A 12410-nucleotide genomic window follows, 5' to 3' on the forward strand; every position below is an offset into this window, starting at 1 on the left:
TCAGGTGGCGCACGACGAGGCCGCGGGGCGCGTCATCGTCATCAGCGCCATCGACAACCTGACCAAGGGCACCGCAGGCGGTGCCGTCCAGTCCATGAACATCGCCCTGGGTCTCGACGAGACCACCGGGCTCTCGACGATCGGAGTCGCGCCGTGAGTGTGACGGCAGCCAAGGGATTCCAGGCCGCGGGCATCGCCGCCGGAATCAAGCAGAGCGGGAACGCGGACCTGGCCCTCGTGGTCAACCGCGGCCCGCGCCTGGCGGCCGCGGGCGTCTTCACCTCCAACCGCGTCAAGGCCGCCCCCGTCCTGTGGTCCGAGCAGGTCCTCAAGGGCGGCCTCGTCTCCGCCGTCGTCCTCAACTCCGGCGGGGCCAACGCCTGTACCGGACCGAAGGGCTTCCAGGACACGCACGCCACCGCCGAGAAGGCCGCCGAGGTCCTCGGGCTCAACGCGGGCGAGGTCGCCGTCGCCTCCACCGGCCTCATCGGCGTCCTGCTCCCCATGGACAAGCTGCTGCCGGGCGTCGAGACCGCCGCCGGTCAGCTGTCCGACCACGGCGGCGAGAAGGCCGCCATCGCCATCAAGACCACCGACACCGTGCACAAGACGGCGGTGCACGAGGGCGACGGGTGGACCGTCGGCGGCATGGCCAAGGGCGCGGGCATGCTCGCCCCCGGCCTCGCCACCATGCTCGTCGTCCTCACCACGGACGCCGACCTGGACAGCGAGCTCCTCGACCGGGCGCTGCGCGACGCCACCCGCACCACCTTCGACCGGGTCGACTCCGACGGCTGCATGTCGACCAACGACACGGTGCTGCTGCTCGCCTCCGGCGCGGCGGGGGTCACCCCGGAGTACGCTGCGTTCGCCGAGGCCGTCCGCAGCGTGTGCGACGACCTGGGCCGCCAGCTCATCGGCGACGCCGAGGGCGCCAGCAAGGACATCAAGGTCGAGGTGGTCAACGCGGCGAGCGAGGACGACGCAGTCGAGGTCGGCCGCTCCATCGCGCGCAACAACCTCCTCAAGTGCGCCATCCACGGCGAGGACCCGAACTGGGGCCGTGTCCTGTCCGCCATCGGCACCACCGGCGCCGCGTTCGAGCCCGACCGGCTCAACGTCGCGATCAACGGCGTCTGGGTGTGCAAGAACGGCGGCGTGGGCGAGGACCGGGACCAGGTCGACATGCGCTTCCGCGAGGTCGTCGTCACCGCGGACCTCGCGGCCGGCACCGAGACCGCGACGATCTGGACCAACGACCTGACCGCCGACTACGTCCACGAGAACAGCGCGTACTCGTCATGACCGAGACCCCGAAGCCCGCAGAGACCCCGGATGTCTCCGAGGGCACGAAGCAGCCGACCAGCGCCCGCAAGCACACCGCGCTCCCCAAGGCGCAGACGCTCATCGAGGCGCTGCCCTGGCTGACCCGGCACCACGGCAAGACCGTCGTCATCAAGTTCGGCGGGAACGCGATGATCGACGAGGAGCTCAAGGCCGCCTTCGCCCAGGACGTCGTCTTCCTGCACCACGCGGGGCTCAAGCCCGTCGTCGTGCACGGCGGCGGGCCGCAGATCAGCAAGGCGCTCGACCGGCACGGCATCGTCAGCGAGTTCAAGGCCGGCCTGCGCGTCACCACCGAGGACGCCATGGACGTCGTGCGGATGGTGCTCGCCGGCCAGGTGCAGCGCGAACTCGTCGGCCTGCTCAACCAGCACGGCCCGCTCGCCGTCGGCCTCACCGGCGAGGACGCGCACACCATCACCGCCACCAAGCACCAGCCCCGCATCGAGGGCGAGCTGGTCGACATCGGCCGCGTCGGCGAGATCACCGAGATCGACACCGGCGCCATCGAGGCCCTGCTCGCCGACGGCCGCATCCCGGTCGTGTCCTCGATCGCCCGTTCCCAGGACGACTCGCATGTCTACAACGTCAATGCTGATACGGCGGCTGCGGCACTCGCTGCTGCGCTGGACGCCGAGACGCTGATGGTCCTGACCGACGTCGAAGGCCTCTACGAGGACTGGCCGCACTCCGACGAGGTCATCAGCCGGCTCACCGCCACCGAGCTCGAGAAGCTGCTCCCGGAGCTGGCGAGCGGCATGGTGCCGAAGATGGAGGGCTGCCTGCACGCCGTGCGCAACGGCGTGCACACCGCCCGCGTCATCGACGGCCGCGTCCAGCACTCGATCCTGCTGGAGATCTTCACCGACGAGGGCATCGGCACGATGGTCGTGGCCGATGCGGAGAAGGGGAACGCCGGATGAGCGGCAACGAGGACCTGACCAGGCGCTGGCAGGGCGCCCTGATGAACAACTACGGCACGCCCCGGCTGCCGCTGGTCAAGGGCGCGGGCGCCCGGGTCTGGGACGCCGACGGCACCGAGTACCTGGACTTCGTCGGCGGCATCGCGGTCAACGCACTGGGCCACGCCCACCCCGCGGTCGTCGAGGCGGTCTCCGCCCAGATCGCGTCCCTCGGGCACGTGTCCAACCTGTTCGTCGCCGAGCCGCCCGTCGCGCTCGCCGAGCGGCTGCTCCAGCTGTTCGGCCGTGAGGGCGCGGTGTTCTTCTGCAACTCGGGCGCCGAGGCCAACGAGGGCGCGTTCAAGATCGGCCGCCTCACCGGCCGCCGGCACATGGTCGCCACGACCGGCGGCTTCCACGGCCGCACGATGGGCGCCCTCGCCCTGACCGGCCAGCCCGGCAAGCAGGACGGCTTCACCCCGCTCCCCGGCGACGTCACGCACGTCCCGTACGGGGACGTGGACGCCCTGCGGGCCGCGGTCACCGAGGAGACCGCCTTCGTGATCATCGAGCCGATCCAGGGGGAGAACGGCGTGGTCGTCCCGCCCGCCGGCTACCTCAGGGCGGCCCGCGAGATCACCCGCGCCACCGGCACCCTCCTCGTCCTCGACGAGGTGCAGACCGGCGTCGGCCGCACCGGCCACTGGTTCGCGTACCAGGCCGACGAGGGCGTCGAGCCCGATGTCGTGACGCTCGCCAAGGGCCTCGGCGGCGGACTCCCGCTCGGCGCGACCGTCGCGTTCGGCGAGGCGGCCGAGCTGCTGCGGCCCGGGCAGCACGGCACCACCTTCGGCGGCAACCCGGTCGCCTGCGCCGCGGGCCTCGCCGTCCTCGACACCATCGCGGGCGAGGGCCTCCTGGAGAACGTCAAGCGCGTCGGCGAGCGCCTCACGGCCGGAATCGACGCCCTTCGGCACCCGCTGGTCGGTCACGTCCGGGGCGGCGGACTCCTGCTGGGTATCGTGCTCACCGGGCCCCGCGCACCCCAGGTGCAGCAGGCGGCCCAGGACGCGGGCCTTCTGGTGAACGCGCCCGCCCCCGACGTCGTCCGGCTCATGCCCCCGCTGAACCTGACGGACGCCGAGGCGGACACGTTCCTCGCGGCGCTGCCCGCCGTACTGGACACGGCCGCGGGTGACGGGGACGACGGGGAAGCAGGAGCCTGAGGATGGGACGACGACGATGAGCAGCAAGGCGGAGAACGACCTGCGCGCGGCCGAGAACCTCGCCCTGGGCGGGGTGGCCGGCCCGCAGGTGCCGCAGACGCGCACGGCGCGCCACCGCAGGATCGTGGACATCCTGAACAGGCAGCCGGTGCGCTCGCAGAGCCAGCTGGCCAAGCTCCTCTCCGACGACGGGCTCACCGTCACCCAGGCCACGCTCTCCCGTGACCTGGACGAACTGGGCGCGGTCAAGATCCGCAACACCGGCGGCGAGCTGATCTACGCGGTGCCCAGCGAGGGCGGCTTCCGCACCCCGCAGGCGCCGCTCGGCGAGTCGGCCAAGGAGGAGCGGATGCGCCGCCTCGCCGGTGAGCTCCTCATCTCGGCGGAGGCCTCGGCCAACCTGGTGGTGCTGCGCACGCCGCCCGGCGCCGCCCAGTTCCTCGCGTCGGCGATCGACCAGGCGGAGCTCCAGGTCATCCTCGGCACCATCGCCGGCGACGACACGCTGATGCTGATCAGCCGGGACCCGGCGGGCGGCCAGGCGCTGGCCGACCACATGCTGCGCCTGGCCCAGAACGACCACTGACCGGTACCTGCCGGGCGTCAGGCGGTTGCGCGCCGCGCCCGGTAGGACATCCAGGCGGCCACCAGCGCGCCCGACACGTTGTGCCAGACGGAGAACACGGCGGCGGGCAGCGCGGCCAGCGGGCTGAAGTGGGCGGTGGCCAGCGAGGCGGCGAGCCCCGAGTTCTGCATGCCGACCTCGAAGGCCATCGCGCGGGACGCGGGCGCACCGAGCCGTGCCGCCTTGCCGGCGCCGTATCCGAGCAGCAGCCCGAGGCCGTTGTGCAGGACCACGGCGAGGAGCACCAGCGCGGCCGCCGACTTGATGGCCTCGGCGCTGCCCGCCACCACGACGGCGACGATGACGGCGACCGTCAGCGCCGACAGCCACGGCAGCACCTTCAGCAGCCGGTCCACGTACCGGCCGAGCACGAGACGCACCACGAGCCCGGCGATGACCGGCAGCAGCACGGTCTTGAGGATGTCGGTCATCATCGAGCCGGCGTCGACGGGCAGGTAGGCGCCCGCGAGCAGCAGCGTCAGCGGCGGTGTGATCAGCGGCGCGAGGACCGTCGACACGGTCGCCACGGACACCGAGAGGGCGACGTCTCCGCGCGCGAGGTAGGTGACGACGTTGGACGCGGTGCCGCTGGGCGCGCAGCCGACGAGGATGACACCGGCGGCCAACTGCGGGGACAGGCCGAGCGCGTGGGCGATCAGCCAGCCGAGGCCCGGCATGATCACGTAGTGGGCGACCAGCCCGAGGCCCACGGCCCAGGGGCGCTGCGCGACTCCCTTGAAGTCGCCGAGCGTCATCGTGAGCCCCATGCAGAACATGACGACGCCCAGCAGATAGGGCACGTTGGTGCCCCAGCCGTCGAACGTGCCGGGCGCGGCGAGGCCCCAGGCGCCCGCGACGAGGACGAGTACGGGGAAGACGGTGACCGCGAGCCGGGCCGCGCGGTCGGTGGCGCCGGGGCCGTCGCCGCTCGCCTCGGGGGACGGGGTGGACGTGAGTTCGGTATCGCTCTGCACCCGGCGATGCAACGTCGCGGCCGAGGCCACCCGCAACCGTGTCTCGATATGTGGTCGCTACATGCGTATGAGGCGTGCCGTGCGGACGGTGCGGGCCCGCGCCGGGGCCCGCACGGCGTCCCCGCTCAGGTGCGGGTGAGGGCGGTGGGTCCGGAGCGGGTGCCGATCGCGAGGTGCGGGGCTGCGGCCGGGCGCACCCAGCGCAGGATGCTCCGCATGGCGTCCCGCGGTACCGAGACGCAACCGGCCGTCGCACCCCGCCCGTTCACATGCAGGAAGATGCCCGCGCCGCGCCCGCGCACCGGACGGTGGTAGTTGAACCCCACGACGAGCGCGTGCGCGTACTGCGTGCCGTAGTCGGCGAGGTGCTCGGATTCGCCGGCCCGGCAGTCCGCGGGGCGCGGGTCCCTCCAGCGGTTGTAGGACCGCGAGTCGTTGTCCTGGCACCACCAGGAGGTGTCCCGCACGGGCCGGTACGGCATCGCCGTGCCCGCCGGCGCCGCGGCGGTGCCGAACGCGAACGGCAGGTCGTACAGGCCCGTCGGCGTCGTGTCGGTGCCCTGCTCGCGCCGGTCGCCCTCGACCAGCCCGTTCGCCCCGAAGCGGGCCGGGGTCGAACCGGCCTTCGTCCAGCGCCCGTCGGGCCGCCGGTCCCACCAGGTGACCGTGCCGGTGGTCGACGAGGCCCGGGGCGCCTCGGCGGTGACGAGCTGTCGCCCGCCGCCGGTGTCCGCCATCCGGGAGGGCAGCGGTGCGGTGGGCGGTGTGCCGGGCGCGGCGGCGCCCAGCGCCGCGCAGGCGGCGACGAGGGCGGCGCAGCAGGCGCGGGCCGCCCGGACGTGACGGGTGAGGTGCGGGGGACGGCACGGGAGGCGCATGCCTCAGAACGTAGCCGGGGGGAGCGGGAGCGGCAGCCCCGGTAGGCCGTCCAGGCTCTTCTCTATGTGCTCCTTCTTCCTGAAGTAGGCGTCCAGGGACGAGTCGTCCTCGCGCGCGAAGCGTCTGCCGTGCAGGTCGCGGTCCTCGTCGTACGTCATGAACGGCACCCCGTAGCCGCACGTGTCGCGGATCAGGGCGGCGGTCACGACGATCACGGCACGCAGGCCGTGCAGGGACGGGTCGATGCCGGGGAAGTGGCCGAGCAGCTCCCCGAAGCGGGGGTCGTCGCGGAAGACGGCCTCGCCGCTGCCGTGCACACGCACGATGTTCGGCGGGCCCTGGAAGGCGCACCACATGAGGGTGATCCGTCCGTTCTCCCGCAGGTGCGCGATCGTCTCCGCGTTCGACCCCGCGAAGTCCAGATAGGCGACGGTCCGCTCGTCCAGCACGGCGAACGAGCCGGTGAGGCCCTTGGGTGAGAGATTGACCGTGCCGTCGCCGGAGAGCGGCGCGGTCGCGGTGAAGAAGACCGGCTGGGACTCGATGAAGGTGCGCAGTCGTCCGTCGATGCGTTCGTACGTCTTTCCCATACGGGCATTGTGCGGCCCGGGACCGGCCGGGGGGATCGCCCGTGGGGACGATTGACGAATCATGCAGAGCGCTGCATACTCATGCATGACCGTACGGCTTGAACCCGGGCCCGTACGACGCCACCCGGCTTGAGGAGCAGAGCACGTGAGCAGCAACACCGGCGATGTCCGCCTCTGGGGCGGCCGGTTCGCCGACGGCCCCGCCGAGGCCCTGGCCAAACTGTCCGCGTCCGTCCACTTCGACTGGCGTCTCGCCCCGTACGACATCGCGGGCTCGCGCGCCCACGCGCGCGTGCTGCACACGGCCGGTCTGCTCACCGAGGACGAGCTGACCCGCATGATCGCGGGGCTCGACCAGCTCGAGGCGGACGTCGCGGACGGCTCCTTCGTCGGCACCATCGCCGACGAGGACGTGCACACCGCCCTGGAGCGCGGCCTGCTCGAGCGCCTCGGCCCGGACCTCGGCGGCAAGCTCCGCGCGGGCCGCTCGCGCAACGACCAGGTGGCGACGCTCTTCCGGATGTACCTGCGCGACCACGCCCGGATCGTCGGCGGTCTGGTCGCCGACCTCCAGGAGGCGCTCGTCGGGCTCGCCGAGGCCCACCCGGACGTCGCGATGCCCGGCCGCACACACCTCCAGCACGCCCAGCCCGTCCTGTTCGCGCACCACGTCCTGGCGCACGTGCAGTCGCTGTCCCGGGACGCCGAGCGGCTGCGCCAGTGGGACACCCGCACGGCCGTGTCGCCGTACGGCTCGGGTGCGCTCGCCGGCTCCTCCCTCGGGCTGGACCCGGAGGCGGTCGCCCGGGACCTCGGCTTCGAGCACGGCTCCGCGGGGAACTCGATCGACGGCACGGCCTCCCGTGACTTCGTCGCCGAGTTCGCCTTCATCACGGCGATGATCGGGGTGAACCTCTCGCGCATCGCGGAGGAGATCATCATCTGGAACACGAAGGAGTTCTCCTTCGTCACGCTCCACGACGCGTTCTCCACCGGCTCCTCGATCATGCCGCAGAAGAAGAACCCCGACATCGCCGAGCTGGCCCGCGGCAAGTCCGGCCGCCTCATCGGCAATCTGACGGGCCTGCTCGCCACCCTCAAGGCGCTGCCCCTCGCGTACAACCGCGACCTCCAGGAGGACAAGGAGCCGGTCTTCGACTCCTGCGACCAACTGGAGATCCTGCTCCCGGCGTTCACCGGCATGATGGCCACCCTCACGGTCAACAGGGAGCGGATGGAGGAGCTCGCCCCCGCCGGCTTCTCGCTCGCCACCGACATCGCCGAGTGGCTCGTCAAGCAGGGCGTGCCGTTCCGGGTGGCCCACGAGGTCGCGGGCGAGTGCGTCAAGGTCGCCGAGGCCGAGGGTAAGGAGCTGGACGAGCTCACGGACGAGCAGTTCGCGAAGATCTCCGAGCACCTCACCCCCGAGGTCCGCACGGTGCTCAACGTCCCGGGGGCGCTGGCCTCCCGCTCCGGCCGTGGCGGCACGGCGCCCAGCGCCGTCGCCGTCCAGCTCACCGAGGTCAAGCAGGATCTGACGGTCCAGCGGGCCTGGGCGGACGCCGGGAAGTAGCGCCGGCACCGCCGGTGCACACGGCCCGGACCCCTCGGGGGTCCGGGCCGTGCCGTGTTGTCAGTGGGCCCGCTTAGAGTTCGGGCAGTTGATCAGCACGGCTGTCGGGGAGGCAGTGATGGGGTGGATGCCCGCGGGCGACTACGAGGTCGCTCTGGACGATGACGGAAAGGTCATCTGCCGCAACGGGAAGGGGCGCAGGCTCAAGTCGGTGCCTCCCAAGATCGCGGACGAGCCGGCCGTGATCGGTCTGCGTCAGCTCACCGAGTGGCTCCAGCGCCACGAGCGCGACTGCCTCGACCGGACCGAGACCTGGATGACGCGCTCGCTGCCCGTCCCCACTGCCGTCCTCGCCCGCGTCTGGCCGGACCCCGCCTGGCGCGCCGCCCTGCGCGACCTCGTGGTCACCGGACCCGACGGCGCCGTCGCGGGATTCCTGCGCGACGCCGACCCCGAGCGCGGCATCGGCCTCGTCGACCTCGACGGCGACACCGTCCGCATCACCCCCGAGCAGATCCGCATCCCGCACCCCGTCCTCCTCGACGACCTCGACGAGCTGCGCGAGTTCGCCGTCGAGCTCGGCGTCGAGCAGGGCGTCCAGCAGCTCTTCCGCGAGACGTACGTGCGCGGCACCGACCGCGACGCCGGCGCCCGCGTGGTCGACGACTACGAGGGCGGCCGGTTCAAGGAGCTGCGCTTCCTCGTCGGCCGCGCCACCTCGCTCGGCTACCGCGTCCGCGGCGGACAGGCCGTCCTGCCGGTCCTGGAGGCCGGCCGCGGCGTCGAGGCCCGCGTCTGGGTCGGCGACTACGAGGGCTACGAGGAGACCGAGACGGGCCCGCTGACCTGGACCACGGCCCAGGGCGGCACGCTCACCCTCGGCGAGGTCGGCCCCGTCGCCTGGTCCGAAGGCATGCGCATGGCCGCCGCGCTGTACGCGGGCCGCGCCGTCGAGGACGAGGAGCAGGCGGCATGAGCACACAGCGGACGGACGACGGACAGACACGGCACGGCACGACGGGGGACGGACAGATGCGGGACGGCGAGCAGACGCAGGACACCGGGGCGCTCCTGGAGGCGGGCGCCGTCCTGCTCCCCGGCAGCCACGCGGGCGAGGACGCCGACGAGCTGACCGTCCGCAGTTACGCGCACCCGGTGCTCGAGGACCGCACCGTCGTCCGGCTCGTGCCCGAAACGCTCGGCGAGGCCGAGGACCTGGCCCTCGACTTCCTGGGTCTGAGCCGCACCGCCGTCCACGACGGCATCGGCCAGGTGCGCCGAGAGACCCTCGGCTTCCCCGCCTGGGCCCTCGTCCACGACCCGGCCAACGGGCACCACGCGCTGGCCCTCGTCAAGGACGTCGAGCGGCTGTCCCGCATGGCCAAGTCCCGCGCGGGCGCCGCCAAGGAAGGCTTCGAGGAGCTCGGCGAGCGCCTCGGCCGCTCCGTGCCGCACTTCCTGCCGACGTTCTACGAGGAGGCCGGCCGCGCCTTCCTGCGCCACGAGAACACCACGTACGCCGCCCAGTTCTTCGGCAAGGCCCGCGAGGCCGAGCGCGTGCACAGCCTGAGCGTCGACGAGGCCCGCAGGCGCGCCGTCTTCCTCGAGTTCGCGTTCGCCGGCGCCCTCACCGTCAAGGCGCTCAAGGAGCACGTCAGCGACCTCACCGCCCGGCTCAGCGCCACCGAGGCCTGGCAGCAGTACCGGCAGCTGGTCGTCGAGCGCTGCGGCGCGGGCCTGCCCCCGTACGCGGCGCTCCCGCAGGACGCGCGCAAGCTCATCAAGGCCGCCGGACTCGACCGCGTCACCGAGGAGACCGCCCTCCTCGCCGACCTGCTCGGTTCACCCGCCGTGGTGCGCGCCCCCTCCTCCTTCTGGACGGCGTACGAGTCGACCCTCGTCGTCCTCGCGAAGGAGCGGCCCGACGTGCGGGCCCGCCTCCTGGAGTTCGTGCCCACCGGCCTCGGCCGCGGCCCTGCCGCCGAGCAGCAGTGGCTCGGCCTGCTCGCCGAGTCCGGCGCCGAGCAGCTCCTCACCGACCCCGCACCCGCCGCCGAGCCGTCCGCGGGCGACTGGCTGGCCCGCTGGGCCGCCCACCTGCAGGGCGGGTACCACAGCCGCCGCCGCACCCCGCTCACGTACGCGCTGGTCGAGCGCATGGCCCCGCGGCTCGTCGCCGACGCCCGGCCCGTCGACCTCAACCGCGCGGGCACCCACTGGCAGAACCGCATCGACCTCGACCTGCTCGACCTCTGCCTCACCCTCGGCGTACCCGTCACCGACCCGGCCCCCGAGCCCGGGGTCCACCCGCACGGACGCCGGCGGGAGCTGGGCCTGAGCGCCTGGATCGAGGGCCGCGCCGACGCCGAGGGCCGCCGGGACCTCGCGGCCGTCGCCGCCGACGCCCGCTACGGGCCGCTGCTCCGCTCCGACGTCGGCCACGGCCGCTGGAGCGAGCGCCACCACATGACCCTGCTCGCCGGCCACCCCGTGCTCGGCCCCGTCCTGAGCAGCTGGCTGGACGAGCAGACCGACGCCTACACCGCCGCCGCGGGACTGCCGGGCGCCGAGTCCGCCCTCACCCACCTGCGCCACTTCCGTGCCGTCGCGGGCGAGGTCAACGCCGCGGCCGTGGACCGCGTCCGCCGCCACGACCTCACCCGCGGCCTCGCCCGCACCCTGCGCACCGGCCTGTTCGACGAGCTCGGCTGGCCCGCGCTCGAAGAGGCCGTGCGTCGGCTCGGCCCCGTACCCCAGGGCGGGGGCCGAAGCGGCCTCACGGTGCAGGAGGCCTGGCCCGCGCTGATCGTCGCCCACCGCGCGAAGGCGGTCGTCGCGGGCCCCGACGCGGTCCTGCTCGAGCACGACCTGCGCGTCCCGCAGACGGCCGACCGCTGGACCGACCCCGCCTTCCGCTACGTCGACGGCGACCTCCTCGTCATGTGGCGCGAGGACGGGAAGGAGCGGGCCTACTGGACCTCGCGCCCCGGCGACGTCTTCGCCCTCGACGCCCCGTACAGCGTGTTCTGGAGTCACCGTGAGACGGGCGCCGGCCTGCCGCTGCCCGGCGGCGGCCGCACCACGGGCCAGCGCCCGCTGCACGCGGGAGACACCCGGCTCACCGAGAGCCACCGGATCCTCGGCGACGGCATCGGCCACTGGCGGATGCGCACCACGAGCGCCGGCTCCTCCTGGATCGAGTACGACGCCACGACCGGAGCGGCCGGCCGCGCCTCGCTCCCCGCGCTGATCGCCTCGGCCGTCCGGGACGGCAGCAGCCTGCGCCTCGCCGACTGCGAGGTGCTGCCCGTGCAGCCGGGCCTCGAGCGGACCCCGCTCGGCACGGACGGCACCGTGCTCGGCCGCTGGGTGCGCACTGACCAGGACACCGTCACCGCGGGCGCCCCCGACGGCAGCACGGTCAGCCTGCCGCACACGGCGAAGGCCGTGCCGCTCGGCGCCCTGCGCCTGCCCGGCGCCGCCCCCGTGCTCGCACTTCAGGGCAGCCTCCCGGCGCTCTACGCGCAGGACGCCGGCCCCGCCTCGGGGCCGCTGGCGACCGTGCAGACCTCGTCCCGGGGCGGCCGGTTCGCGGCCGGCACCCCGCTCGTGCCGCCGCTGCCGTTCTGGCACCACCTGCGCCCCCGCGACGAGACCGGCTCCAAGACCCTGCGCGACGTCACCGACGAGCTGGCCGCCGCCCTCGCCGACGCCGTCGCCGGAGTCCAGGCGGAGCACCGCGCCGCCACCCGCGGCGAGCGCTCCGAGGAGCAGCGGGCCCAGGACGCCCTGGAGCTGCGGGTCGCCCTCGACGCCGCCGTCGCCCACGCCCTGCCCGGCGTCACCGACCCCGCCCTGCGCGCCGGCATCGTCTCCGTCGTCACCGCCACAGTCGGACTGCGGGACTCCGCACGGCAGTTCACCGACCCCGCGCCGACCGAGGAGAGCACCGGGCAGGCACCCCGCCCCACGCCCCCGATGTACGCCGACTTCACCCCGGAGCACGGCGGCGACGCCCTGCTCCTCGCCGCCGTCCGCGCCGCGGTCGGCCGCTCCGTCCGCGGGTACTGGAACGGCGACCGGCCCCAGGTGCTGCGCCAGATCAGGGCGGTCAACGACGTCCTCGCCGGTACCCCGGCGTCCGGCCCCGCACCGCACCCCGCCGTCCGCCCCCTCGCCGAGGGCTGGACCCGGGACGAGGGCACCGTCCCCGCCGCGGGCGACGGCTGGCCGAGCGTCCTCGCACAGCTGCCCGTGCTCGCCGCCCGGGCCGCCGCACCGTCCGCCGGGGACGCCC

9 protein-coding genes and 2 pseudogenes are annotated in these 12410 nt (G+C 73.7%); 8 read left to right on the forward strand and 3 right to left on the reverse strand.

Annotated features, from left to right (window positions below):
• The 5 genes and pseudogenes from GTW43_RS30435 to GTW43_RS30455 all read left to right on the forward strand — a co-directional run.
• Positions 1 to 157, forward strand: a pseudogene (locus GTW43_RS30435) (N-acetyl-gamma-glutamyl-phosphate reductase); the annotation flags it as partial.
• The gene (argJ, locus tag GTW43_RS30440) at positions 154 to 1305 is read left to right on the forward strand and encodes a bifunctional glutamate N-acetyltransferase/amino-acid acetyltransferase ArgJ (RefSeq protein WP_161305212.1); all 1152 of its coding nucleotides are present in this window, start codon (positions 154 to 156) and stop codon (positions 1303 to 1305) included. The pseudogene GTW43_RS30435 and the gene argJ, both read left to right, overlap by 4 nt.
• Entirely contained in the window at positions 1302 to 2267 is a 966-nt protein-coding gene (gene argB, locus GTW43_RS30445; RefSeq protein ID WP_161305213.1) for an acetylglutamate kinase, read from the forward strand. Before argJ ends, argB begins: the two co-directional genes overlap by 4 nt.
• Positions 2264 to 3472, forward strand: coding sequence for an acetylornithine transaminase (locus GTW43_RS30450; protein ID WP_161305214.1), 1209 nt, complete (start codon positions 2264 to 2266; stop codon positions 3470 to 3472). The genes argB and GTW43_RS30450 overlap by 4 nt, the downstream gene beginning before the upstream one ends.
• A gap of 16 nt (positions 3473 to 3488) precedes the next feature.
• Positions 3489 to 4058 carry an arginine repressor gene (locus GTW43_RS30455; RefSeq protein WP_237536896.1) on the forward strand — a complete coding sequence of 190 codons (570 nt, stop codon included), beginning with the start codon at positions 3489 to 3491 and terminating at the stop codon, positions 4056 to 4058.
• Between the two features lie 17 nt (positions 4059 to 4075).
• Here the strand turns inward: GTW43_RS30455 and GTW43_RS30460 are convergent, their stop codons facing one another.
• The 3 genes from GTW43_RS30460 to GTW43_RS30470 all read right to left on the reverse strand — a co-directional run bounded on the left by GTW43_RS30460 (position 4076) and on the right by GTW43_RS30470 (position 6540).
• A complete protein-coding gene (locus GTW43_RS30460) occupies positions 4076 to 5071 on the reverse strand; it encodes a bile acid:sodium symporter family protein (protein WP_161305215.1) in 996 nt (331 codons plus the stop codon).
• Positions 5072 to 5196: 125 nt separating this feature from the next.
• Positions 5197 to 5949 (reverse strand): L,D-transpeptidase family protein, encoded by a 753-nt coding sequence (locus tag GTW43_RS30465; protein WP_237536897.1) that lies wholly within the window; start codon positions 5947 to 5949, stop codon positions 5197 to 5199.
• Positions 5950 to 5952: 3 nt separating this feature from the next.
• Positions 5953 to 6540 (reverse strand): pyridoxamine 5'-phosphate oxidase family protein, encoded by a 588-nt coding sequence (locus GTW43_RS30470; protein WP_161305216.1) that lies wholly within the window; start codon positions 6538 to 6540, stop codon positions 5953 to 5955.
• Positions 6541 to 6685: 145 nt separating this feature from the next.
• Here GTW43_RS30470 and argH point away from each other — a divergent pair, with 145 nt between their 5' ends.
• The 3 genes and pseudogenes from argH to GTW43_RS30485 all read left to right on the forward strand — a co-directional run.
• Entirely contained in the window at positions 6686 to 8113 is a 1428-nt protein-coding gene (gene argH / locus GTW43_RS30475) for an argininosuccinate lyase (protein ID WP_161305217.1), read from the forward strand.
• Positions 8114 to 8231: 118 nt separating this feature from the next.
• Positions 8232 to 9089: a DUF4132 domain-containing protein gene (locus GTW43_RS30480; RefSeq protein ID WP_161305218.1), complete on the forward strand. Its 858-nt coding sequence runs from the start codon at positions 8232 to 8234 to the stop codon at positions 9087 to 9089.
• Positions 9086 to 12410: pseudogene (locus GTW43_RS30485) on the forward strand (hypothetical protein); the annotation flags it as partial. The gene GTW43_RS30480 and the pseudogene GTW43_RS30485, both read left to right, overlap by 4 nt.

Source organism: Streptomyces sp. SID5785, from assembly GCF_009870065.1.
Lineage (GTDB): Bacteria > Actinomycetota > Actinomycetes > Streptomycetales > Streptomycetaceae > Streptomyces.

Excerpts from the sequence above, each read along its gene's own strand:
- GTW43_RS30465 (WP_237536897.1), bottom strand. The coding sequence starts at position 5,949 with ATGCGCCTCCCGTGCCGTCCCCCGCACCTCACCCGTCACGTCCGGGCG.
- GTW43_RS30455 (WP_237536896.1), top strand. The coding sequence starts at position 3,489 with ATGAGCAGCAAGGCGGAGAACGACCTGCGCGCGGCCGAGAACCTCGCC.
- GTW43_RS30450 (WP_161305214.1), top strand. The coding sequence starts at position 2,264 with ATGAGCGGCAACGAGGACCTGACCAGGCGCTGGCAGGGCGCCCTGATG.
- argB (WP_161305213.1), top strand. The coding sequence starts at position 1,302 with ATGACCGAGACCCCGAAGCCCGCAGAGACCCCGGATGTCTCCGAGGGC.
- GTW43_RS30470 (WP_161305216.1), bottom strand. The coding sequence starts at position 6,540 with ATGGGAAAGACGTACGAACGCATCGACGGACGACTGCGCACCTTCATC.
- GTW43_RS30480 (WP_161305218.1), top strand. The coding sequence starts at position 8,232 with ATGGGGTGGATGCCCGCGGGCGACTACGAGGTCGCTCTGGACGATGAC.